This is a genomic window from Desulfuromonas sp. DDH964 (genome assembly GCF_001611275.1).
Lineage (GTDB): Bacteria > Desulfobacterota > Desulfuromonadia > Desulfuromonadales > DDH964 > DDH964.
The window spans coordinates 2,691,233-2,714,213 of the sequence record NZ_CP015080.1; the positions used below are offsets into that span (position 1 = coordinate 2,691,233).

The following is a 22,981-nucleotide window of genomic DNA, read 5'->3' on the forward strand; positions in this document are numbered from 1 at the left end:
TTTGATGATTGGTCCTATAGGTCCCACAGGACTCAGGGACCTAGTGTCTAGTTGCAAAAGTTAGCGATAGTGTTTCTCAGTTGCGACCCCTTGACCTCTCGCTTACGCCATACAAAAGGCTTGGCGTTGGGCTGATAGGCTTCTATAAAGGCCTCGATGGCCGCACGCAACTGGTCAATGCTTTGAAAACTGGCGTTCTTCAGTGCCTTACGTGAAAGAATGCCGAACCATATCTCGACTTGATTGAGCCAACTTGCAGAAGTCGGTGTAAAGTGAAACATGACGTTTGGGTGCTGCGCAAGCCATTCGTCGTTGCGTTTATGAATGCAATAATTGTCCAGGATCACGTGAATTTCTCGCTGGTCGCTGTCCGGAAGTTCTGAGAGGACCTGATCCATGAAGGCTAGGAAATCAACCCTTCTCTTGAACTCGGTTGTCTGCGTATGCACGGCGCCTGTCGCTACGTTGAGCGCCGCAAAAAGGTTCAGGGTTCCATGCCGTTTGTAGGTGCTCTTTAGGCCCTGGACGACTTTGCCGCTACTGGTACAGACATACCCCTTGGCGCGCTCAAGCGCCTGGATGCTCGGTTTCTCATCGACTGAGATCACCAAGGCTTTTTCGGGGGGCGCCAGGTAGAGCCCGATAATGTCAGCCGCCTTTGGTGCGAACTCTGGATCAGTGCTTACGCACCAACTTCGTTGTCGGGCAAGGCTGATATTGTGCTTGCGCAGCACTCGCCAAATGGCATCATCCGAAGCGCCAAACTGCTTGGCAAGCGCCGGGCCGTCCCAACATGCCTGGCCGGGCGGTGGCGGAAGTTCCAACGCTTTCAGAACTCGCGTTTGAAACGCCTGGTCATATTTCGGCGGTTTGCCAGAGCGCGGGCGATCATATAGCCCGGCAATACCCGCAGCGGAGAAACGGTTCCGCCATTCAATAACCGTGTTCGGGCGCACGTTAAGATCCATGGCGACCTTGCTGACGGATTCTCCGTCAAGGAGTTTGCAGATAATCCGGGCACGTTCAACAAGGCGCGCCTCCATGCTTCGACTGCTTGCCCATTCCCTGAGTGTCTGGCGGTCCTTTTCGCTGCACAGGGGTATTGGAGATTTTCTCGGCATAAGCGACTCCTTTCACGATGGTGGGGGTGAAAGAAGTCTATATTATAACGCTTAGTTTTGCAATTAAACACTAGGAAACTGTTAGATCAACCTTCTACCACTTCGGCCCCGGCTGCCTGCATCTTCTTCAGAGCCTCTTCGCCGCCGGCGGCGGTCACCGGCCGGCAGCCAGCACGGATCAGCTTGACGGCAAATCCCGCGCGCCGCGCGTCGAGAACCGTGGCGAGGACGCAGACATCGAGGGCCAGGCCGCCGACCCAGAGGCGCCGCACGCCGTCACGGCGCAGCTGCTGCTCAAGACCGGTCTGGTCAAAGGCCGAATTCTGATCCTGGTCGAAGCGGGTCCCCTTGGTGACGATCACCGTCGATGCGGGGAGCTGAAGCCCGGGGTGAAAGGCCGCCCCCGGCGAATCCTGCAGGCAGTGAATCGGCCAGGGTCCACCCTGGGGTGCGAAACTCGGATGGCTGGCGGGGTGAAAATCGCGCGAGGCGTAAAGGGGGATCCCCGCCGCCGCCGCGGCGGCAGCCAGCCAGCGGTTGAGAACCGGAACCACCTGGTCGCCGGCGGTAATCGGCAGGGCGCCGCCGGGACAGAAGTCGTTCTGCACGTCGACCACCAGCAGGCCATCGCCGGCCCGCATCTTCTTCATGAAATCGCTCATGCTTTTTCCTCCCTGCCGGGCGCCGGACGCCAGCGCGAGCGGAGTCGCGTCAGCTCCCGACCATCCTTGTCGCTCACCAGTTGATGCAGAAAAACGGCGCGTTCCCCCTGCTCCAGGGTCTGGGTGCGAACCACTACCCGGTCGCCGTAGAAAGCCTCGGCCCGAAAGCCGATTTCGATCGACTCGGGGAGCCAGTGCCGGGCGATTTCGCCGGGAACCGTCTCCAGCGCCCAGTCGGCATAGACAGTGTTGTTGACATGGCCGTTGAGGTCGAGATCGCCGTAGCGTACCCGGAAGGGGAGCTCGAGATCGACCTGCGCCGGCAGCGGCAGAGAGGGAAAGCTGTCGACCAGGGCACGGCGCTCAACGAGGGGATAGTCGCTGAGGTGCTCGGCGAGGCGGACCGGTCGCCGGCTCTCCAGGCCGATCAGAACCCAGGAGCTGGTGGCGCTGACGAGCGGCACTCCCAGCCGATCGCAGACCTCAAAATCGCGCAAGGCAAAGAGGTGCTGGCGCGAAGAGGGCCAGGTACGAATTTCGACCTCTTCCCCGAGGCGGGGATAGCGCTCGATGCGCAGGTGGTAACGGGAGAGCACCCAGGTGACCTGGCGGCGCTGCATCTGGGTGACGGAAAAGCCGAGGGCGGCGGCGTGGTTGCCGGCGATATCCTGCAGGTAGTTGAGGAGGGCGACCGGACGCAGGCGACCACCGGCATCGACCTCGTAGCTGTGCACCAGATAGTGGCTGCAATAGGGATTGGGCGCGGCCGGCGCGGTCATCGCGATGCTCCGGGCAGAAGGGACCGAATGACGAGGTTCGACCTGGCGTTGCAACCAGGGCCCGGTGGCGGAAAACTTTCCCCGGCAGGTCAGGCTGCGCCAGAATACCCCATCCTCCGCCGTCCGGCAAGGGTCGGAAGCACCGGACTAGTGGAGCACCTGCTGCAGATAGGCCCGTGCCAGGCCCAGCCTCACCCGCGTCAGCCAGACTGTTCAGGATCAATCCAGGCAACCCGGTCGCGCCCTTCGGCCTTGGCCTTGTAGAGCCCCTGGTCAGCCCGTTGCAGCACCAGGTTGAGATCGTGCTCCCCCGGTCGTGCGGTCGCCACCCCGAGACTGACCGTCACCTTCAAAAGCGGTCCCGCGAAGACGAAGGGGCGCTCTTTGATGGCCAGGCGGACCCGCTCGGCAGCGGCCACTGCCCCCTTGAAGGAGGCATCGGGCAGGAGGAGGAATTCCTCCCCGCCGTAACGGCCGAAAAGGTCGTAGTCGCGTACCGTGGATTGCACCCGGGCAACGACCTCCCGCAATACCTGGTCCCCGGTCAGATGACCATAGGTGTCGTTGACTTTCTTGAAGTGATCGATGTCGAGCATGATGAAACTGAGGTCATAATCGTCCTTCTGCTTGCGGCGACGATCGATCCGCGAAATCTCTTCCCGGGCCCGGGCGAGAATGGTGCCGCGGTTGAAGGCGCCGGTCAGGGCGTCCGTCGTGGCCATGGCATGCAACTGCTGCTGTACCTCGGCAACGCGACCGGTAGCCTTTTTGACAAAGATGAAGGCAATGCCGAAGACAGCGAGCAGGATTCCCCCCAGAATCAGGATTGAATTGACAACGATGGTGGTGATTTCCCGACGGTAGCGGGTGACGTCGGCATAGACCTCGAAGGCCCCGACCACGGTATCGGCAACCCGGACCGGAACATAGGTCTCGACCACGTCGACATCGAGTTTCTCCTCGTCCGCGAGATCGCGAACCGACCCCTTGTTTTCGAGGTGAGAGTCAGGGCGCCCCTGCAAAGCCCGCAACAACCTGAAGTTTTCGGCATCGATCTTGCCGATGAGGGCCGGCTCGGTGCTGAAGATGACCACCCCGCCGGCATCGTAAACCTTGATCTTGACGATCTGGAAGGAGTGCAGAAAGCGGCGCAGACGACGGTCGAGAACATCCTGGTACATTGGATCAACAAAGAGCTTCTCCTTGCCGTCCGCACCGAGCGTAAAGAGGAGATCGCGCTGTTCGTCGATCAGCACCCGGCTGATGTGCTCGGCATCCTCCTCGGCACTGCGGATTATGTGGCCGGAATAAACATGGTAAATGCCGTAGCCGCTGCCAGCGATAATGATCAGGGCAGAAATGCCGGCGACAATCGCCAGGCGTCGCAACAGCAGCCCTACACTCCCCCGGGCGGGGGATGATTGCTCGTCGACCGTCATCAGCTGCTCCGGGCAGAAGAAGAAATCCACAAATTTTCGGGATTATAACAGCAATTTTTCACCATGGTCCGCCTACAGGTCAATGGCGAGCGATTTTCCAGCACTGGTGGATGCGCGGATTGCGGGCGAAGTCGGGGGGGATGGTCTGACGGCTGAGCTCTTCGACCACCAGGCCGTCGAGCGCCTCCCGGTCAAGGCGGAACTGGCGATGGTTGGTGGAGAAGATGAGGATGCCGTCGTCGGTGAGGAGACTGGCCGCGACCAGCAGCAGGTCGACATGGTCGCGCTGGACGTCAAAGGTGCCGTCCATGCGCTTGGAGTTGGAAAAGGTCGGCGGATCGAGGAAGATCAGGCCGTAGCGCCCCGGCTCCCGCGCCAGCCACTCGCGGCAGTCGGACTGGATCAGGCGGTGCGCCGCCCCCTTGAAGCCGTTCAGCTCCAGGTTGCGCCGCGCCCAGTCGAGGTAGGTGCGCGACAGATCGACGCTGGTGGTTGTGGCAGCTCCCCCTTTGGCGGCGTGGACCGTGGCGCTGCCGGTGTAGGCAAAGAGGTTGAGGAAATCGCGCCCGAGAGCCAATTCCCCGAGGAGTTGGCGGGTCGGGCGGTGGTCGAGAAAGAGCCCGGTGTCGAGGTAGTCGCGCAGGTTGACAAAAAGCCGGCACTCCCCTTCGCGGACCTCGTGGAATTCGCCGGAGGCGGCAAGCTTGCGGTACTGCTCGCTCCCCTTCTGCTGCTGACGCACCTTGAGAAAGACCCGTTCCCTCGGGACGGCGAGGACCTCGCGCACCGCCGCCAGCGCCTCGCGCAGCCGCACCCTGGCCTGGTGGGAATCGACCGTCTTCGGCGGCGCGTACTCCTGGACATGCACCAGGTCGCCGTAGAGGTCGACCGCAACTGCGTATTCGGGGAGGTCGGCGTCGTAGAGGCGATAACAGCTGATCCCTTCGCGGCGGGCCCAGCGGCCGATATTCTTCAGATTCTTGCGCAGCCGGTTGGCGACCATCTGCGCCCCGGGGCTGAGCTCCCGCGCCGGCACCGCCGCGGTACCGGCAGTGGCAAAGAGCTCGCAGAGCAGCAGCTGGCACTTGATCGGACCGTTGAAGAAGGGGTGACTGCGGCGGGCGCGCAGCCCGAGGGCCCGGCCGAGCTCCGGATTGCCGGTGAAGATTGCCGCCTTCCAGCCGGCAAATTCGCTGCGCAGCCGCTCGCCGAGAGTGGCGTAGAGCCCTTCGAGCTGGGCGATTTCGCCGAGGCGTTCGCCATAGGGAGGATTGGTGATCACCAGGCCCGGCGGGCCGCCAGGCGCGGGGTTGCGCAGCCGGGCGAGGTCGCCGCGCCGGAAGTTGACCTGCCCGGCCAGGCCGAGACGCTCGGCGTTGGCCTGCGCGGCGCGCAGTGCCGCCGGGTCGGCATCGAAACCATAGAGGGGGGGGAGTTTAACCAGGCCGGCTTCGCGCCGCTCCGCGGCTTCGGCGAGCAGCTCGGACCAGGCGTCGGGCTGGTGGCCGGGCCAGCGCAGAAAACCGAAGGATTCCCGGCCCAGCCCGGGCGCGATATCGGCGGCGATGAGTGCCCCTTCCAGCAGCAGGGTGCCGGAGCCGCAGAGGGGATCGACCAGCGCCCCGCCGCCCTTGGCGATCGCCGGCCAGCCGGCGCGCAGCAAAAGAGCCGCGGCGAGATTCTCCTTGAGGGGCGCCGCCGCCCCTTCGATGCGGTAGCCGCGCCGGTGCAGGCTCTCGCCGGAGAGATCGAGAGCGAGGGTTGCCTGGTCGCGAAAGAGATAGAGATTGATGCGCAGGTCGGGACGGACGGTATTGACCGCGGGGCGGGCGCCAGTGGCGTCGCGGAAGCGGTCGACGATCGCATCCTTGATCCGGAGGGCGGCGTAGCGGGAATGGGTGATGGCCGAGGCGTTGACCACCGCATCCACGGCGAGGCTGCCATCGACGGCGAGGTGCTCTTCCCAGGGAAGCTCCCGCGCCGCGGCGTAGAGGGCGTCGGGGTCAGCGGCGGCAAAGGTCGCCAGCGGCAGCAGGATGCGGCTCGCCAGGCGCGACCAGAGGCAGGCGCGGTAACTGACGGCCAGGGGACCGGCAAAGGCGACGCCGCCATGGGTCTCGCGAACCTCACTGGCGCCGAGTTCGGCCAGTTCGACGGCAAGGAGCTGTTCCAGCCCGGCGGGGGCGGTGGCGAAAAAAAAAGTGTGGTTCATCGTTGAGGTTCCTGAGGAGCGCGGTGCTCCGGACAATTCCGACCTTTGGATCTTTCTGAAACCCGAGAGGCGTCTCTCACTCGTTCGCTCTGCTCACTAGAGATCACAGAGGGCACAGAGTAAGTCCTTGAACTAATCCTCTGATTTTAAAAGCAAAAGCGAAGAATTTTAAATGAACTACCCCGCAGCAAGCTACGGGGTATCAACAGCCTACACCCTTAGTAAAAATCGCGCAGCAAGCTGCGGGGAATTGAACCCAACTTTTGATTAATCTCTGTGTTCTCTGTGCGCTCTAGCGACCGCAGGGAGCGGGTGAGAGACGCCTTTGCCTTGTTTGCGCCGTATTCAACCACCGTCAGCCTCATGGCGCCTCGCCAGCGCTGCCTTGATCTCTTCGACGCAGGCGTAGGGGATGCGCAGCTGCCCGCGGCCGCTGCCGATCTTGATCGCCCCCTCCTCGCTGCCGTGAAAATCGGAGCCACCGGTGACCAGCAGGCCGCGTCGGCGGGCGAGGGTGATGTACCACTCGATGTCGTGGCGGCTGGCGCCGCTGTTCCAGGCTTCGACGCCGTCGAGCCCGAGGGTGACGAAGGTATCGAGGAGTTCGCCGAGGACCTTGCGGTCGCTGGTGACAAAGGGGGGGTGGGCGAGGACCGCCACGCCGCCGGCGCGGTGCACCAGGTCGATCGCTTCGCTGAAGGGGAAGAAGCGCTTCTCGACATTGCAGGGGACGAGGTAGCGTAAAAACGCCTCCTCGGTGTTCCTGACGTAGCCAGCCGCGATCAGCTCCTGGGCGATATGGGGACGGCCGACACTGCCGCCGGCACGGGCGAGGACCTTCTCGAAGGCGATCGCCTCCCGCTTTTCCGTCGCCAACCGGGCGTTGATCTGCTCGACGATGCGTTCGTTGCGGCGCGCGCGGAAGTCGCGAAATTCGGCGAGGGTGTTTTTCAGCTCAGGGTCGTGATGGTCGAAGCCATAGCCGAGCAGGTGGAGGTCGGAGAATTTTTCCCAGACCGTCGACAGCTCGACCCCGGAGATCACCTCGACGCCCAGCTCCGCACCGGCGGCCATGGCCGCGTCGATGCCATCGACGTTGTCGTGATCACAGAGGGCGATGGCGGCCAGTCCCGCTTCTGCCGCCAGGCGCACCACCTCGTGCGGCGGATGGAGACCGTCGGAGCAGGTGGAGTGGAGATGAAGATCGACAAGTCTGGTCATAAGTTCCAATCGTCTCTCACCCGTTCGCTCTGCTCACTCGAGATCACAGAGGTCACGGAGAAATTCATTAGTTAGCAACCCGGGTGATTCCATCCTTCAACAGAACCTCGTTGAAATTAATCAACAGCCCGAGGGGTTTATTGGCAAGCCGCAAATAGGTAAGCACCTGTTTGAAATGAACCGGTTGGATTTTATCGACCGATTTGAGTTCCACGATGAGCCGGTCCTCTACCAACAGGTCGATCCGCAATCCACTTTCGAAAACCTTTTGCCCGCGGTAATGAATAGGCAAACCGACCTCGGAAGCAGCCTTCAGGTCCCTTTCCCTGAGTTCATAAAGCAAACAGTTCTGGTAAACCGACTCCAGCAAACCTGGACCAAGCTCCCGGTGAACCGCCAGGGCCGCGCCGATGACTTCCCGGCTCAACGTATTCAGATTCATCTTCCCCCTCCAGCATGCAGTATTTTCTCTGTGCCCTCCGTGCCCTTTGTGAGAGACGCCTTAGACTTACCGTTTCTTGACCCGAAACCCCGCCTTCTCGAAGGCCGCCGCCGCATCGACCGCTCCCTGAGCCGGTCGCTCCCTCTTCTCCTGCCTGCGCGGTTCCGATACTCCGCCCGCCTGCGCCTCCTTGATCGAAAGAGCGATACGCTTGCGCGGAATATCGACCGACAGCACCTTGACTTTGACCGGGTCGCCGACCTTGACCACCTGATGAGGGTCCTTGACGAAGCGCTGGGCGAGGTGGCTGATGTGGACCAGCCCGTCCTGGTGGACGCCGACATCGACGAAGGCGCCGAAGGCGGTGACGTTGGTGACGCTGCCGGGAAGCACCATCCCTTCCTGGAGGTCGGTCAGTTCGCGAACATCGTCGCGGAAGGCGACCACTTCGAACTGGCGGCGCGGGTCGCGCCCCGGCTTCTTCAGTTCTTCCACTATATCACGCAGGGTCGGCAGGCCGACGCTGGCATCGACATAGCGCGGCAGGTCGATCTTCGCCACCAACTCCGGCCGGACGGTCAGTTCGCTGAGCGAAGCGCCGAGGTCGGCTGCCATTCGCGCCACCAGCCCGTAGCGTTCGGGGTGAACGGCGCTGTTGTCGAGGGGCTGGGCGCCACCGCGGATGCGCAAAAAGCCGGCCGCCTGCTCGAAGGCCTTGGCGCCGAAGCGCGGCACCTGGAGTAGCCCCTGGCGGTCGGCAAAGGGTCCGTGGGCGTCGCGATGGCGGACGATGTTCCGGGCGAGGGTTTCACCGATGCCGGAGACATAGGCAAGGAGCGCCCAGGAGGCGGTATTGAGATCGACGCCGACATAGTTGACGCACGACTCGACCACGGCGTCGAGGGCCTTTTTCAGCAGGGTCTGGCTGACGTCATGCTGGTACTGGCCGACACCGATGCTCTTCGGGTCGATCTTCACCAGCTCGGCGAGTGGGTCCTGCAGGCGGCGGGCGATGGAGATGGCGCCGCGCACCGTCAGGTCGAGTTCGGGGAACTCGACGCGGGCGATCTCCGAGGCGGAGTAGACACTGGCGCCGGCCTCGCTGACCATCACCACCGGCAGGGCAATCCCGGCCTCGCGCAGCGTCTCGCGCACGAACTGCTCCATCTCCCGCCCGGCGGTGCCGTTGCCGATCGCCACCATCTGCGGCCCGTGAGCGGCCACCAGGCGCAACAGCTCCTTTTTGGCCTGGGGAACGCGCCCCTCGCCGGTGTGGGGGTAGATGGTGACATGCTCGAGGAACTGCCCGGTGCCATCGACCGCGGCGAGCTTGGAGCCGGTACGCAGGCCGGGATCGACGCCGAGGACCCGCAGGCTGCCGGCCGGCGGCGCGAGCAGGAGATTGCGCAGGTTGCCGGCAAAGACCTCGATCGCTTCGAGGTCGGCGCGGTTCTTCGCCTCGAGGCGCAGATCGACCTCGATCGACGGGGCGAGCAGGCGCTTGTAGGCGTCGCCCACCCCCTCGCCGAGAAAGGGGGCATAGGGGGTGTCGCGCGGGGCGATGCGCATGCGGATGCGGCGCAGAATCTCCTCCTCCGGCGCTTCGAGGGAGAGCCGCAGCACCTCCTCCTTCTCGCCGCGGCGCATGGCGAGCATGCGGTGGGAAGGGATCGTCTTCAGCGGCTCGCGATAGTCGTAGTACATCTCAAACTTGCTCACCGCGCCCGCCTGCTTCGGATCGACCCGGGAGACGAAGATCCCCTGCTCCCAGCTCAGCTGGCGGGTCATGGCCCGCACCGCGGCGTCCTCGCTGACCCCTTCGGCGAGGATGTGCCCCGCCCCTTCGAGAGCAGCCGCCACGTCGGCGACGCCGGCCGCAGGATCGACAAAGGGGGCGGCGAGTTCGGTCAGGGGGAGAAAGGGGGGCTGCTGGGCCAGGATCTGCGCGGCCAAAGGTTCCAGACCCCGTTCCCGGGCGATAGTCGCCTTGGTGCGGCGCTTCGGCTTGTAGGGGAGATAGAGATCCTCAAGTTCGGTCTTCTGCCGGCAGCTGAGAATCTGCTGTTTCAGCTCCGGCGAGAGTTTCCCCTGCTCGCTGATGGTGGCAAGGATCGTCGTCTTGCGCTCTTCGAGCTCGGAAAAATAGCTGAAACGCTCTTCCAGCAGCCGAACCTGGACTTCGTCGAGTTCGCCGGTCTGTTCCTTGCGGTAACGGGCGATAAAGGGAACGCTGGCCCCCTCGCGCAGCAGGGCCACGGTGTTTTCAACCTGCCGGCCGGAAATGCCGGTCTCCGCCGTCAGACAGGAAAGGATGGTCGCAAACTTGGTATTGGACAGGGCCATAGCAGTCAACTCTTTTCAGCAGGAAGTCAGGGGCGGGGAGTTTAGCATGCCTGCCCCGGAAGTGGAAGCCGCCAGGAGAAGCAGGTTATAAGAAGAACTTCATTTGCCGACATTGACCCAGATCAAGGCCGGAGCAATCCAGCTCCACTAGAGTAGAGATACGGCGCTTCCCACCAGGCCACGGATTTCCATATTTCCCGTCCGAGAGGAGCCATCATGAATACCGTGCAGAAATTACCCGACGTAGCAACACAGCAACAAACCATCGGCGAGTTCGTCGCGGCAGATTACCGGACCGCGACCGTTTTCGAAAAATACGGCATCGACTTCTGCTGCGGCGGCCAGGTAAGTCTCGCCGCGGCCTGCCAGGAAAGAGGCCTTGATCCGGGGGCGATCGCAGCGGAGCTGGCGGCGCAACGGACGGCGCCGCTGGACCGGAGTCAGAACTTCGGAGCCTGGGAACTCCCCTTCCTGGCGGATTACATCATCAACACCCACCATGCCTATCTCCACCAGGAGACGGGCCAGATCGCCGCCTACACCCGGAAGATCGCCGGCGTTCATGGCGGCCATCACCCCGAGGTACTGGAAATCGCGGCGCTATTCGACCGGATCGCCGCCGACATGACGGGGCATCTCCGCGCAGAGGAAGAGGTCCTCTTCCCGGCCATCCGGCGCCTGGCTGCGGCGGGGCAGAATGGCTCGCTTTCCCGCGCCGCGGACCGTACCCTCATCAAGAGGGCCCTGGAGACTCTCCACGGCGAGCACGAAGCGATCGGTGCCGCGGCCCATGCCATCCGCGAGCTTGCCGGGGGATATGCCATCCCGCCCGGCGTCTGCAGCACCTTCGTGGTCAGCTACCGCAAACTCAAGGAATTCGAGGACGATCTGCACAAGCACGTTCATCTCGAAAACAACATCCTTTTCCTGAAGGCAGCCGAACTTTAGCCGGTGGCACGGGGCCACCTGCGAACACGAAACAGGAGGAAATGATGATCCAAAAATCACGTACATCGATGATGCGTCTGGGAATCTTACTGGCCCTGGTTCTCGGGCTGATGCTTCCAGGGGAGGCGGCGGCCCATTGTGACACCCTCGACGGGCCGGTAGTCGCCGATGCGCGGAGTGCCCTGGCCAGAGGGGAAGTGTCGCCGGTGCTCAAGTGGGTCAAGCCCGACGCCGAACCCGAAATTCGCGAAGTCTTCGCCCAGACCCTGGCGGTGCGCAATCTCAGCGCCGAGGCGATGGCGCTGGCCGATAGGAATTTTTTTGAAAATCTGGTGCGCATCCACCGCGCCGGCGAAGGCGCGCCCTATAGTGGGCTCAAGTCCGCAGGAAGCGTGGCGCCGGTAGTCGCCAAGGCCGACAAGGCTCTGGAGCAAGGGTCGGTCGATGAATTGACCAGGGCAATCCTCCTCCACACCGAGGAGGGGATCCGCGCCCGCTTCAAGCAGGCCCTGGAGAGCCGCAAGCACGCCGAAGAGAACGTCGAGAACGGCCGGGAATACGTTGAGGCCTACGTCAACTACGTTCACTATGTCGAAGGTATCGCCCAACTCGTCCATGGCGCCGAGCATCACCCCGCCAGAGACTCGTCGACTTCCCACCAGCACTGAGATTCCAACATCAATCGAGCGGGCACCCCGGCCGGGGTGCCCGCTCGATGCGGTTCTGCAAAAGACGGGCGCCGGAGAGCAAACCTTCGACCGCTATCCAGCGGCAGCGCGGGACTCACCCCCGGGTCGCCTGCTCCAGCTCGGCGATCCGCGCCAGCAGCTCCTTTTCCTTCTGCCAGCGGGCGGTAGCGTCCCGCATCAACGAAGCGATGCCGAGGACCTTCCCTGCATTGTCCTTGAGCATGACGATGGAAAATTCACAGGAGAGCTTGCGGCCGTCGCGGTGCTGGGCGGGGACCGCCAGCAGGTCGGTACCGTAACGGGTTTCGCCACTGGCCATGACCCGATGGTAACCGTCCCAGTGCCGTCCCCGCAAACGCTCGGGGATGATCAGGTCGAGGGACTGCCCCAGCGCCTCGGCGGCGGAGAAGCCAAAGAGGAGTTCGGCGCCGCGGTTCCAGAGGCGGATCTTCCCCTCCCGGTCGGCCAGCAGCACAGCATCGGGGGCCTGGTCGATGATCTCTTGGTAGACAGTAAGGGGCAGGGTTTCCGGCATTTGGTCCTTCCTTTCCGGGAGGGTCAGTTAGGGGTTTTTGATGTATGCATTCTTGCGGGTATAGAACCACCAGTTGAGCAGCAGGCAGAGGAAATAGAAGACGGCAAACCCGTAGAGGGCATATTCCGGGGTGGTCGCCTTGATCTGCTCGCCGAAGACCTGGGGGATGATAAAAGCGCCGTAGGCGGCGACCGCCGAGGTCCAGCCGAGGACCGGCCCGGCCTGTTCCTTGTCGAAGATGATGGCGATGGAGCGGAAGGTCGAGCCGTTGCCGACGCCGGTCGCGGTAAAGAGGACGATAAAGAGGATCAGGAAGGGGACGAAATAGGTCTCCGGAGTCGGCGAGGCGTAGGCGGCCTTCATGAACCAGGCGCAGCCCAACGCCGAAGCCACCATGACAAGGGAGACCCACTGGGTGACGATGGCGCCGCCGAACTTGTCGGCGATCTTGCCGCCGACCGGCCGGATCAGGGCGCCGATGAAGGGCCCCATCCAGGCGTAGGTGAGGGCGCTCGGCCCTTCGGGGTTGAGAGTGCCGTGGGTCAGGGCGCCGTCGACCATGATGTGACAGTAGCCGAAAATGCATTTAATCGACAGGGCGAAGGCCGCGGAATAGCCGATGAAGGAACCGAATGTCATGGTGTAGATGATGGTCATTGCCCAGGTGTGCTTGTTGTTGAAAATCCGGTACTGCCGTTCGAGGTTGGCCCGCAGCGTCCCGGTAGTGAGGTACTTCATGCCATAGACGGTGGCGGCGATCACCAACGGCAGCACCAGCCATTTGCTCAGCAGGCCCAGCCCGACCGGCGCCGGCAGCAGCAGGTAGAGGCCGAGGGCGGAAGTAACGAAGGCGATCAGCAGCAGGCCGAGAATTTTGCCGAAACAGAGCGGCGACGGCCCCAGGTTGGGAGAGACGGTCTCGGTGGTGATATTGTTCATGCCGAACCAGCCGGCAAAGGCGAGGGGAACCAGCAGAACCAGCCAGACGAACCCGGCGTTGTGGATGTAGGTGGCGGTGCCGGCCGGGATCTTGCCGATCAGGGTGCCGCTGGTACTGACCAGAGTCATCGGCTCGCCGCCGAAGATCCCCATGGTCATCACCAGTGGGATCAGAATCTGCATGGTGGTGACGCCGAAATTGCCGAGGCCGGCGTTCAGACCGAGGGAGGTCCCCTGCACCTTCTTGGGGAAGAAGAAGCTGATGTTCGACATTGAGGAGGCGAAGTTGCCGCCGCCAATCCCCGAAAGGAGTGCCAGCAGGTAATAGATCCAGATCGGCGTGTGGCTATTCTGTAGCGCCAGACCGGTCCCCAGCGCCGGCACCATCAGCAGCGCTGTCGTCAGAAAGATAGTGTTGCGGCCGCCGGCGATGCGGATCAGGAAGGAGCTGGGGATGCGCAGAGTCGCCCCGGAGAGGCCGGCAATCGCCGAGAGGGTGAAGAGCTCGGGCTGGCTGAAGGGGAACCCGAGGTTGAGCATCTGTACCGTGATGATGCTCCAGTAGAGCCAGACGGCGAAGCCGCAGAGCAGACTGGGGATCGAGATCCACAGGTTGCGGGTGGCAATCTTTTTGCCCTGGGCATTCCAGAACTGTTCGTCCTCGACGTCCCACTTGTCCAGGTTGACTGACATCTTGGTTCCTCCCTTAAATCATGGCGACAGGGTGCAAGGCAAGATCGGGTGGGTGGTTACCTTGGGGTTTCAGCTGTGACGCTCGCCGGCGTCGGCGTTTTCTTCAGCACCCAGGCGAGCAGCAGCGACGCCAGGGCCAGCATCGCGAAGATGAGAAAGCCCCGGGCATAGCCGCTCGGGCCGAGATTCCGGACGATCTCACCAAGCAGCGGCGGAATGGCAAAGCCGCCAAAAGCTCCCAATCCGCCCACCCAGCCAGCTGCGCCGCCGACGGCATCGGGAACCTCCTGGGGCACCAGCTTGAATACGGCGGCGTTGCCGACTCCCATGCCGACGGCCATCAGGACCTCGGCCAGCACCGACAGCGGCAGGCTTGCCGAGAAACCCATCAGCAGGGCGCCGACCAGCATGACGAGCATCGAGCCGATGGCGGTATTCTCCCCCCCGCTACGGTCGGCAATACGGCCGCCGAAGACCCGGATCAGCGAGGCCAGAATGGAATAGAGGGCAGTGAGAAACCCCGCCCGGACCGGGCTGACCTCGAAATAGCTGGTCCAGTAGACCGGCAACCAGGCGGTCATGGCGATGAAGCCGCCGAAGGTGGTGAAATAGATGGCAACCAGCACCCAGGTTTTCCAAGTGCGCGCCGAATGCGCCAGACTGATTTTCAAGGACCCGGCCGGGAAGAGTTCCTGGGCATGTTCCCTGGCGGCGACCTTGGCCTGCTCGGGTACGATCCCCTGGGCGACCATCTGAAAAAACGGGGCATTCCTGCCGATCCAGAAATAGAGAAGGGTCCCCGCAGCCAGGAATAGCAGCCAGGCCAGGTAGGCCCCCCCCAGTTGCAGGCGGGCCAGCGCCAGCGGCAGCAGGAAGGAAAAGATCCCCGGCGCCAGGTTGCCGATTCCGGCAAAGATTCCCAGAGCCTGCCCCTGCTGCGCCATGGGATACCAGTAGGAGACCTGGCCGATGCCGACCGAGAAGGTGGCGATACCGCAACCGCAGAGAACGCCGAGCAGGATCAGCAGCGGGTAGAGAGAGGCGGTCATCCCCTCCGGATACCGGGTGAAGATCACCAGGGTCAGACCAAACATGCCGAGCAGGGAAAGGACCAGCAGCACCAGAAAGGGCTTGCGCCCGCCGGTGGTGTCGACCCAGGCGGCAAAGGGGATGCGCAGCAGTGACCCGGACAGCGCCGGCGCCGCGACCAGCAGGCCGATCTGCGCCGGACTGAGCGGCATCACCTGCTTGAACTTGCCGGCGGTGGGGCCGAACAGGGCGACGGCGGCAAAGCCGAAAAAGAAACCGAGGGTCGCACCGGACAGGCCACTGGAGGGGGTCCCCTTGATCGGGTTCATGGACTGTCTCCTCCCTGGACAGGCGGAATTAAATCCCGGCTTGCCGGCGGCGCTCGCGGTACCAGACCACCACCTGGTAGGGGCGAGACAAGTAAGAGAGAGGTACGCTGACCACATGCACCAGGCGCGAAAAGGGGAAGACCGCGATCAGCAGAAAAGCGTTGAACGCATGCAGCTTGACCACCACCGGCAACACCGCGAGGTGCTGGACGTCCGGTTGCAGCAGCACCAGCGAACGCAGCCAGGGGACGGCGTTGTGCAGATACCAGACCCCCCCCCAGCGCAGGGAAATTGCAATCATGACGCCGGTCGCCACCTGCACCAGCAACAGCACCAGCAGCAGCCAGTCGATGCGCGAAGTAACGACCGCCAGCCGCGGGTCCATGCCGCGCCGCACGATCAGCAGCAGCATGGCGATAACCGTGGTGACGCCGAACACCATCCCGGTGACTTCCAGAAAGTAGAGCCGCGCCGGCTCGCCGAGGAGGGTCCCCCAGCCGGCGGGAAACAGGAAGGCCAGCAGATGCGCCAGCAAAATCAGCAGAATGGCGTAATGCCAGGGGACCGAGCCCCAGTAGAGGGCCCGGCTTTCGAGGAACTGGGAGGATTGGGACGACCAGGAGTAGCGGTCGATGGCGTAGCGGAAGCAACCGACCGCTATCGCCAGGGCCACCGCGACATAGGGGAATACGCCGAACAGGATTTGATCGATCATCGGTTCAACTCCTTCCGCCGGCGGCCGTCAGCAATTCGGCTCCGGTATCGACCGTTTCGGCCAAAAAGCTCTGCAGCGCCTCGATCAGGGCGGCATAGGGCTGCTCCGCCTCCAGTCCCTCGGTCAATTTTTCCAGGGCGGGAAGCAGTCCGTCCCGAATCAGCTCCCGGCAGCACTCCGGATCCGCAACCGTGCCGACAAAACGCAGCAGGGTGGCAAGGTGATCGGGGAGTTCGCCGCCCGGCGCGAACCCCTGTTCCCGGAAGAGCTGCTGCAGGCGGATCAGGAACAGGGTCCGTTGCTGACTTTCCCCGCAGAGCAGGTAGCCGACGTAAGGGTGGCAGAGTGGCTGCAGGTCGAAGGTGGCGGTAAAGAGCTCTTCCAGCCGGGCTGGAGTCTGCTCCCGGAGATAGGCGGCAAAGCGTGCCATCGGCGCCGCGGCGGCGGAATCGAGTCCCCGCAGTCGCTCGGTGCAGGCGGCGGCGGTCTCCCGGACGGTCCCCTCGGGATAGCTGAAGAGCGTCGCGAATGCGAGGCGCAGTTCTTTCCGGATGGTCGAATTCGTCATATTCACCACCGCCGTTTCGGTGGGCGACGGCTGCCAAAACCCATCCCCTGTTTGTAAGCTTCGGGATCCATTCCCGCCTCGATCGCCTGTTCGCGCAGCATTGGCGGCAACACAATCCGCTCCTTGATCCGGGTCAGGGCCGTCATGCGGAAGATCGCCTCGACCGCCTCGGCACTCACCCCGGCCAGTTCGCAGGCCTTTTCGACTTCACTTTCCGGCAGGTCGCCGACACTCGCCTGACGCCGCTGCAGACGCACCGCGATCAGCTTGCGGTAGACCGCCTTCACCTCCTCGGCGTTGCCGCCGGCAAAGAGCCCGGCCAGATACTGAATCGGCAGCCGCGCCTGTTCCAGGGTGGTGAAGAAGTCGTCGGCCAGCTGCTGGCTTCCCTGGTGCTCCTTCGACAGCACTGGCAACAGCGGCGGTACGTAGAAGAGCATCGGCAGGGTGCGGAACTCGGGGTGCAGCGGCAGGGCGATCCCCCATTGTTTGACGAATTTGTAGACCGGCGAGGCCTGGGCCGCTTTCAGCACCTGCTCGGGGATACCGGCGGCGCGGGCATCGGCCAATACCTGCGGATCATGCGGATCAAGGATGATCTCGCGCTGGGCCGCCGCCAGCTCGCCATCGTCGCGGCTGGCCACCGCCGCGATGCGGTCGGCATCGTAGAGGAGCACGCCGAGGTAGCGGATGCGGCCGACGCAGGAGTGGAAACAGGCCGGCGCCTCGCCCGCCTCCTGGCGTGGGTAGCAGAGGATACATTTCTCCGACTTGCCGGTGGTCCAGCCGTAGTAAGTCTTCTTGTAGGGGCAGGCCGAGACGCACATCCGCCAGCCGCGGCACTTGTCCTGGTTGATCAGCACGATGCCGTCCTCACCCCGCTTGTAGATCGCCCCGGAAGGACAGGCAGCGACGCAGCCGGCGTTGAGGCAGTGATTGCAGATGCGCGGCAGGTAGAACATCACCATCTTCTCGATGGCGAACATCTGTGCCTGCTCCTCACTGCTGAGCTTGACCACGCCAGGATCGTTGACGGCGTAGATGTTGGAGCCGGAGAGATCGTCGTCCCAGTTCGGCCCGGCTTCGATCTTCATCGGCTTGCCGGAAATCATCGACACCGGCCGGGCGGTCGGCTGGTCGTCGCCGGCCGGCGCACCGGTCAGGTCGCCGTATTTGAAGGTGAAGGGCTCGTAGTAATCGTCCAGGGGCGGCAACGCCGGGTTGTGGAAGATCTTCCCCAGCGTCCCGCCGCGCCCTCCCTGCTTGAGCTGAAGTTGCTGCCCCTTCATCTCCCAGCCGCCGCGGTATTTTTCCTGGTCCTCCCACCTGGTCGGGTAGCCGGTGCCCGGCTTGGTTTCGACGTTGTTCCACCACATGTACTCGGCGCCCTTGCGGTCGGTCCAGAGGTTCTTGCAGGCGATACTGCAGGTGTGACAGCCGATGCACTTGTCGAGATGGAACACCGATGAGACCTGTGCGCGCACGTTCATGAAGGGCTCTCCTTCGGGTAAGCAAATGACAGGTATTTTTGCCACAGAGTCACAGAGACACGGAGGATTTCATATTCCTGCTTTTCTCTAAGCCTCTGTGCCTCCGTGGCCAGCCTTTAGGTTAAGTGCAGGTTTTTGCCCGGCGTCTTTACCATTGCGGCTCCCCCTTCAACTTGCGGACCAGGATGAAGGTATCGCGGTTGGCGCCGGTCGGCCCCCAGTAGTTCCAGCCGTAGGTGAACTGGCCATAGCCGCCCAGCATCAGGTTCGGCTTGAGACGGATGCGGTTGAGGCTGTTGTGGCCACCGGCGCGCTTGTTCTTGCGCAGCGGTGATTTCGGCACGCCGATGGTCCGCTCCGGGGCATGGTAGAGGAAGGAGATCCCCCGCGGCAGACGGGAGCTCACCACCGCCCGGGTCACCACCACGCCATGGTCGTTGTAGACCTCGACCCAGTCGTTGTCGATCACGCCGATCTGCGCGGCATCCTGGTCGTTGATCCAAAAAGGGTGGCAGCCGCGCGACAGGGTCAGCATGCGGTGGTTGTCGCCGTAGGTGCTGTGAATCCCCCACTTGCCGTGCGGCGTCAGGTAGTTGAGCAGGATGCTCTTCTCGTCCGTTTCGCTGACCAGCAGGTCCTGCAGGCTGCTCGGATCGGGTTTCGGCTTGTAGGTCGGCAGATGCTCGCCGGCGGCGATATAGCCCTGGTGATCGAGATAGAAGTGCTGGCGCCCGGTCAGGGTCCGCCAGGGGACCAGCTTCTCGACGTTGAGGCAATAGGCCGAATAGGCCCGGCCGTTACCGGTCAGGCCCGACCAGAGCGGACTGTTGAGCAGCCGGCGCGGCTGACGGTCGAGGTCGGCGAAGGTGGTGCGCACGCCGCGGGTATCGACGGCCAGATCGGTGAGCTGCAGGCCGACTTTTTTCTCCTCGGCGGCGAAAGCGCGGAAGGCCATCTCGCCATTGGTCTCGGGCGCGAGCTTGAGGATCACCTCGGCGGCGTACTTCGCCTCGCTCAGGGAGGGGTAACGCTTGCCACCCCACTCCTCACTCTTGCCGCTGGTGCTCATCTCGTCGTAGTAGTCATCGACCTTCCAGGTGAGGCCGTGGGCGCCGATCCCCTCCCGGGCGTTGGGGCCCAGGGAGATGAAGCGATTGTAGAGGTTTTTGTAGTCGCGTTCGACCACCACCAGCCCGGGCATGGTCTTGCCGGGGATCGGTTCGCACTCCCCCTTGCTCCAGTCCTTGATCTCAGCTTGCGCCATTTCGGCCGGGGTGTCGTGCTGCAGCGGTACGGCGACGAGGTCGCGCACCGGGTCGGGGAGATGGACTTCGGCCAGCTCACTGACTTTTTTGGCCAGCCCCTTGAAGATGTCCCAGTCGCTCTTCGACTCCCAGCAGGGGGGGACGGCCGCCTGCAGCGGGTGAATGAAGGAGTGCATGTCGGTGGTATTGAGATCGTCCTTCTCGTACCAGGTGGCGGTTGGCAGGACGATGTCCGAGTAGAGCGCCGAGGTGTCCATGCGGAAGTTGATGTCGACCACCAGGTCAAGCTTCCCTTGCGGCGCCTGGTCGTGCCAGACCACCTCCTTGACCGAATCCTTCGCGGTCTCCGGGGCGACGCTGTTGGTGTGGGTGCCGAGGTAGTGCTTGAGGAAATACTCGTGCCCCTTGGCGCTCGACATCAGGGCGTTGCCGCGCCAGATGATCCACAGCCGCGGCCAATTGGAAGGCGCGTCGGGGTCCTCGACGGCGAACTTCATCTTTTTCTCGGCCAGCTGTTTTACGGTCCAGTCGACGACCGTCTGGTTGCTGGCCGCACCGGCAGCCTCCGCCTGCTTGACCACTTCGGTCGGGTTGCGGTCGAACTGGGGGTAGAAGGGGAGCCAGCCGTTGCGCACCGCACGCACCTGGTGATCCATGGTGTGGCCGGCGGTGATAGCGCTCTGCTCGGCGACCGGCTGAATCCGTGCCTCGTCGCTGGTTCGCTCGTAACGCCACTGGTCGCTGTGGGCATAGTGGTAGGAGGGCGCGTTCTGGAAGCGCGGCGGCTTGCTCCAGTCGAGCGCCCCCATGATCGTCGCCCAGGGGGCGGCCGGGGCGAGCTTCTCCTGGCCGACATAGTGATTGAGGCCACCGCCATTCTTGCCGACGCAGCCGCAGAGCATCAGGGCGACGATGCCGGCGCGATAGGTGAGGTTGGAATGGTACCAGTGGTTGACCCCGGCACCAATGATGATCGAACACTTGCCGCCGGTCTTCTCGGCGGTCGCGGCCCATTCGCGGGCGAACTGGATAACATTGGCGCGGTCGATGCCGGTGAACTTCTCCTGCCAGGCCGGGGTGTAGACCTGGTCGTCGTCGTAGCCGGCCGGGTAGGCGCCGGAAAGACCGCGCTCGACGCCGAACTGGGCCATCAACAGGTCATAGACGGTGGTTACCGCGACCTTCCCCTGCAAAGTCTCCAGGTAGCGGACCGGCACCCCGCGCTGCACGGTCTGCTCAGCGCCAAAATCATCAAAGGTCACCTGCAGTACATCCTCTTTGCCGTCGAGCAGGCTCAATACCGGGGCGATCTCGCTGCCGTCCTGGCCGTCCTTCTGCTGCAGGTTCCACTCCCCCTTCTTCTCCTGCCAGCGGAAGCCGAGGGTGCCCAGCGGCAGGCGCGGCTGGTCGCTGGCTTCATCCCAGACCAGGTACTTGAAGGCGGCGTTTTCTTCCTTGCTGTATCGTTCCAGCGCGGCGCCGCTGAGCATGCGCCCGGCGCGGTAGCTGTCATCCTGTTCGTTGAGCTGGATCAGGAAAGGGGTGTCGCTGAAACGTTTGAGGTAATCGTGGAAATAGGGGGTTTTTGCCTGGTGGTGATATTCGCTGAGGATGACATGGTTGACCGCCATCCAGAAGGCGCCGTCCTGGCCGGCGTGGGCCGGAATCCACCAGTCGGCGTGCTTGGAGGTCATGGAAAAATCGGGCGAGAGGACCGTCACCTTGGAGCCGTTGTGGCGCGCCTCGACCAGGAAATGGGCATCCGGGGTACGGGTCATGTTGACGTTCGACCCCATCACCGCGATGTACTTGCTGTTGTACCAGTCGGCACTCTCGGCGACATCGGTCTGTTCCCCCCAGATCTCCGGCGAAGCGTTGGGCAGGTCGCAGTACCAGTCGTAGAAGCTCAGGTTGACGCCGCCCAAGAGCTGCATGAAGCGAACGCCGCCGGCAAAGCTGAGCATCGACATCGCCGGAATCGGCGAGAAGCCGACCAGCCGGTCGGCGCCGTGTTTCTTGATGGTGTAGACCGTCGAGGCGGCGATAAGTTCCTCGACCTCGGCCCAGCTGGAGCGGCGGAAGCCCCCCTTGCCGCGCGCCTGCTGGTAACTCTTGCGCCGCTCGGGGTTTTCGACGATCGACGCCCAGGCCGCCACCGGATCGCTGTGCTCGGCCCGGGCCGCGCGCCAGAGGTCGGTCAGCACCCCGCGCAGGTAGGGATACTTGATGCGCAGCGGGCTGTAGAGATACCAGGAGAAGGAGATGCCGCGCTGGCAGCCGCGGGGTTCGTAAGAGGGAAGCCCCGCTTCGAGCTCGGGGTAATCGGTCGCCTGCAGCTCCCAGCCGACGATGCCGTCCTTGACATGGACGTTCCAGGAGCAGCCGCCGGTGCAATTGACGCCGTGGGTACTGCGCACCACCTTGTCGCACTGGTTGCGGTTGCGGTAGAACTCTTCCCAGGCCCGCGACTTCGGGTCGACAATATCCTTGATCCAGCTCATCGCATCCCACCTTTTTGGTTAGAGACCTGTCCCACCAACGATCGCCGGACGCTGGGCAGCCGCCCCAGGCCAAACAGCAGCATTAGTCCGAACAGAACCAGCACACCACCGGCTACTTCCACCAGTAGCTGTCCATCGCTGACCACCGGGGTACCACTGACATGGGCAAAGTAGGCGCCGAGATCCTGCTGCTCAGTTGTGGACAGCGGACGTGTTGCATAGATGGGCTCCATACTTGGGAAGGGGAGGCTCTCGAGGATGCCGGAAACGCCTTCTTCACCATAATTTCCATAGATTCCGGTCAGATCTGGACCAAAGTTGGCTCCGCCGGCCAGCCCTACCCCGGCGATACCGTGGCAGCCGAGGCACGGGGCCCCGCCGTTGGCGAGGGGAATCTCGCCGGTAAAAAGCTTCTCTCCACGGACCGCATTGCCGACAGTCTTTGAAGGTTTCGGTTCCGGGGCGGCAGTAGCACCCCCCTCAGGGTTGGCTAGATAGGCAAGCAGGGCCTCGATCTGTCCAGCATCCAACTGCAGATTCGGCATTGCCAGGCCGTTGAACCTGGCCAGCAGCGCCACTGCCGTTTTATCCCCGGAAGCTATAATCTTGGCCGGGTCTTGAATGAAACTGATCAACCAGGGCCGGTCGCGACGTTCGACCACCCCGAACAGGTCCGGGCCGGTCGGCCGGTCACCGGTTCCCAGACCGTGACATCCCGCGCACTTCTGATGAAACAACGTCTCGCCTTGCCCGGTCTGGTCCGAAGCGGCGGCCGCGCCGACGGCCAGGATTGCCACCAGGATCAGACTCATCCCAAATATGGCGGTTCGACCCGGTTCGTTTTTTCCCATCGCTTCACCTCGATTGATCAGCGCAAAACAACATGATTAAATGGTTCCCCGGCAACGGCATCCACATGCCGCGCAGCCATTACAGACCCTTAACGATTAACAGCCTTTCAGGCCATGGCAAGTAGCCTGCGCCCGGTTATCCCGACGATACCCGACAGCTACTCGATCACTGACCAGGGGAACGCTGGGTTCACTATAAAACTGCTTTTG

At 63.2% G+C, this 22,981-nt stretch carries 18 protein-coding genes; 2 read left to right on the forward strand and 16 right to left on the reverse strand.

Annotation, left to right across the window (positions count from 1 at the left end; genetic code table 11):
- Positions 1-47: 47 nt before the first annotated feature.
- The 8 genes from DBW_RS12400 to DBW_RS12435 all read right to left on the reverse strand — a co-directional run bounded on the left by DBW_RS12400 (position 48) and on the right by DBW_RS12435 (position 10,219).
- Positions 48-1,121 carry an IS630 family transposase gene (locus DBW_RS12400; protein ID WP_082820209.1) on the reverse strand — a complete coding sequence of 358 codons (1,074 nt, stop codon included), beginning with the start codon at positions 1,119-1,121 and terminating at the stop codon, positions 48-50.
- Positions 1,122-1,207: 86 nt separating this feature from the next.
- The gene (locus tag DBW_RS12405) at positions 1,208-1,783 is read right to left on the reverse strand and encodes an isochorismatase family protein (protein ID WP_066727820.1); all 576 of its coding nucleotides are present in this window, start codon (positions 1,781-1,783) and stop codon (positions 1,208-1,210) included.
- Complete coding sequence (locus DBW_RS12410; protein WP_066727821.1) at positions 1,780-2,562, reverse strand: acyl-[acyl-carrier-protein] thioesterase; 783 nt, start codon at positions 2,560-2,562, stop codon at positions 1,780-1,782. The genes DBW_RS12405 and DBW_RS12410 overlap by 4 nt, the downstream gene beginning before the upstream one ends.
- Positions 2,563-2,762: 200 nt before the next feature.
- Complete coding sequence (locus DBW_RS12415; protein WP_066727822.1) at positions 2,763-4,001, reverse strand: GGDEF domain-containing protein; 1,239 nt, start codon at positions 3,999-4,001, stop codon at positions 2,763-2,765.
- A 79-nt stretch (positions 4,002-4,080) separates the two neighbouring features.
- Positions 4,081-6,213, reverse strand: a complete 2,133-nt coding sequence (gene rlmKL, locus DBW_RS12420) for a bifunctional 23S rRNA (guanine(2069)-N(7))-methyltransferase RlmK/23S rRNA (guanine(2445)-N(2))-methyltransferase RlmL (RefSeq protein WP_066727823.1) — start codon at positions 6,211-6,213, stop codon at positions 4,081-4,083.
- A 345-nt stretch (positions 6,214-6,558) separates the two neighbouring features.
- Positions 6,559-7,434, reverse strand: coding sequence for a PHP domain-containing protein (locus tag DBW_RS12425; protein WP_066727824.1), 876 nt, complete (start codon positions 7,432-7,434; stop codon positions 6,559-6,561).
- A 67-nt stretch (positions 7,435-7,501) separates the two neighbouring features.
- A complete protein-coding gene (locus tag DBW_RS12430; RefSeq protein ID WP_066727825.1) occupies positions 7,502-7,876 on the reverse strand; it encodes a GxxExxY protein in 375 nt (124 codons plus the stop codon).
- Between the two features lie 66 nt (positions 7,877-7,942).
- Entirely contained in the window at positions 7,943-10,219 is a 2,277-nt protein-coding gene (locus tag DBW_RS12435) for a Tex family protein (protein WP_066727826.1), read from the reverse strand.
- 216 nt (positions 10,220-10,435) lie between these two features.
- On the opposite strand from DBW_RS12435, the gene ric reads away from it, so the two are divergent.
- Together ric and DBW_RS12445 are read left to right on the forward strand one after the other, a co-directional pair.
- Positions 10,436-11,167, forward strand: a complete 732-nt coding sequence (gene ric / locus DBW_RS12440) for an iron-sulfur cluster repair di-iron protein (protein WP_066727827.1) — start codon at positions 10,436-10,438, stop codon at positions 11,165-11,167.
- Between the two features lie 44 nt (positions 11,168-11,211).
- Positions 11,212-11,835 carry a DUF6448 family protein gene (locus DBW_RS12445; RefSeq protein ID WP_066727828.1) on the forward strand — a complete coding sequence of 208 codons (624 nt, stop codon included), beginning with the start codon at positions 11,212-11,214 and terminating at the stop codon, positions 11,833-11,835.
- Between the two features lie 115 nt (positions 11,836-11,950).
- On the opposite strand, the gene DBW_RS12450 is transcribed toward DBW_RS12445, so the two are convergent.
- From DBW_RS12450 to DBW_RS12485, 8 genes are all read right to left on the reverse strand, one after another.
- The gene (locus tag DBW_RS12450; RefSeq protein WP_066727829.1) at positions 11,951-12,391 is read right to left on the reverse strand and encodes a PAS domain S-box protein; all 441 of its coding nucleotides are present in this window, start codon (positions 12,389-12,391) and stop codon (positions 11,951-11,953) included.
- A gap of 27 nt (positions 12,392-12,418) precedes the next feature.
- Entirely contained in the window at positions 12,419-14,023 is a 1,605-nt protein-coding gene (locus DBW_RS19040; RefSeq protein ID WP_066727830.1) for an MFS transporter, read from the reverse strand.
- A 56-nt stretch (positions 14,024-14,079) separates the two neighbouring features.
- On the reverse strand, positions 14,080-15,381 hold the full coding sequence (locus tag DBW_RS19045; RefSeq protein WP_066727831.1) for an MFS transporter: 1,302 nt from the start codon (positions 15,379-15,381) through the stop codon (positions 14,080-14,082).
- 28 nt (positions 15,382-15,409) lie between these two features.
- Positions 15,410-16,096: a respiratory nitrate reductase subunit gamma gene (narI, locus tag DBW_RS12465; RefSeq protein WP_066727832.1), complete on the reverse strand. Its 687-nt coding sequence runs from the start codon at positions 16,094-16,096 to the stop codon at positions 15,410-15,412.
- A gap of 4 nt (positions 16,097-16,100) precedes the next feature.
- The gene (gene narJ, locus DBW_RS12470) at positions 16,101-16,664 is read right to left on the reverse strand and encodes a nitrate reductase molybdenum cofactor assembly chaperone (protein WP_066727833.1); all 564 of its coding nucleotides are present in this window, start codon (positions 16,662-16,664) and stop codon (positions 16,101-16,103) included.
- A 2-nt stretch (positions 16,665-16,666) separates the two neighbouring features.
- A complete protein-coding gene (gene narH / locus DBW_RS12475) occupies positions 16,667-18,154 on the reverse strand; it encodes a nitrate reductase subunit beta (RefSeq protein ID WP_066727834.1) in 1,488 nt (495 codons plus the stop codon).
- Between the two features lie 148 nt (positions 18,155-18,302).
- Positions 18,303-21,920, reverse strand: a complete 3,618-nt coding sequence (locus DBW_RS12480) for a nitrate reductase subunit alpha (RefSeq protein WP_066727835.1) — start codon at positions 21,918-21,920, stop codon at positions 18,303-18,305.
- Positions 21,917-22,771: a c-type cytochrome gene (locus DBW_RS12485; RefSeq protein ID WP_066727836.1), complete on the reverse strand. Its 855-nt coding sequence runs from the start codon at positions 22,769-22,771 to the stop codon at positions 21,917-21,919. Before DBW_RS12485 ends, DBW_RS12480 begins: the two co-directional genes overlap by 4 nt.
- Positions 22,772-22,981: the final 210 nt, after the last annotated feature.

Bases quoted from the DNA above. Each gene is read 5' to 3' on its own strand.
- DBW_RS12400 (WP_082820209.1), bottom strand. From the start codon at position 1,121: ATGCCGAGAAAATCTCCAATACCCCTGTGCAGCGAAAAGGACCGCCAG.
- DBW_RS12405 (WP_066727820.1), bottom strand. From the start codon at position 1,783: ATGAGCGATTTCATGAAGAAGATGCGGGCCGGCGATGGCCTGCTGGTG.
- DBW_RS12410 (WP_066727821.1), bottom strand. From the start codon at position 2,562: ATGACCGCGCCGGCCGCGCCCAATCCCTATTGCAGCCACTATCTGGTG.
- DBW_RS12415 (WP_066727822.1), bottom strand. From the start codon at position 4,001: ATGACGGTCGACGAGCAATCATCCCCCGCCCGGGGGAGTGTAGGGCTG.
- rlmKL (WP_066727823.1), bottom strand. From the start codon at position 6,213: ATGAACCACACTTTTTTTTTCGCCACCGCCCCCGCCGGGCTGGAACAG.
- DBW_RS12425 (WP_066727824.1), bottom strand. From the start codon at position 7,434: ATGACCAGACTTGTCGATCTTCATCTCCACTCCACCTGCTCCGACGGT.
- DBW_RS12430 (WP_066727825.1), bottom strand. From the start codon at position 7,876: ATGAATCTGAATACGTTGAGCCGGGAAGTCATCGGCGCGGCCCTGGCG.
- DBW_RS12435 (WP_066727826.1), bottom strand. From the start codon at position 10,219: ATGGCCCTGTCCAATACCAAGTTTGCGACCATCCTTTCCTGTCTGACG.
- ric (WP_066727827.1), top strand. From the start codon at position 10,436: ATGAATACCGTGCAGAAATTACCCGACGTAGCAACACAGCAACAAACC.
- DBW_RS12445 (WP_066727828.1), top strand. From the start codon at position 11,212: ATGATCCAAAAATCACGTACATCGATGATGCGTCTGGGAATCTTACTG.
- DBW_RS12450 (WP_066727829.1), bottom strand. From the start codon at position 12,391: ATGCCGGAAACCCTGCCCCTTACTGTCTACCAAGAGATCATCGACCAG.
- DBW_RS19040 (WP_066727830.1), bottom strand. From the start codon at position 14,023: ATGTCAGTCAACCTGGACAAGTGGGACGTCGAGGACGAACAGTTCTGG.
- DBW_RS19045 (WP_066727831.1), bottom strand. From the start codon at position 15,381: ATGAACCCGATCAAGGGGACCCCCTCCAGTGGCCTGTCCGGTGCGACC.
- narI (WP_066727832.1), bottom strand. From the start codon at position 16,096: ATGATCGATCAAATCCTGTTCGGCGTATTCCCCTATGTCGCGGTGGCC.
- narJ (WP_066727833.1), bottom strand. From the start codon at position 16,664: ATGACGAATTCGACCATCCGGAAAGAACTGCGCCTCGCATTCGCGACG.
- narH (WP_066727834.1), bottom strand. From the start codon at position 18,154: ATGAACGTGCGCGCACAGGTCTCATCGGTGTTCCATCTCGACAAGTGC.
- DBW_RS12480 (WP_066727835.1), bottom strand. From the start codon at position 21,920: ATGAGCTGGATCAAGGATATTGTCGACCCGAAGTCGCGGGCCTGGGAA.
- DBW_RS12485 (WP_066727836.1), bottom strand. From the start codon at position 22,771: ATGGGAAAAAACGAACCGGGTCGAACCGCCATATTTGGGATGAGTCTG.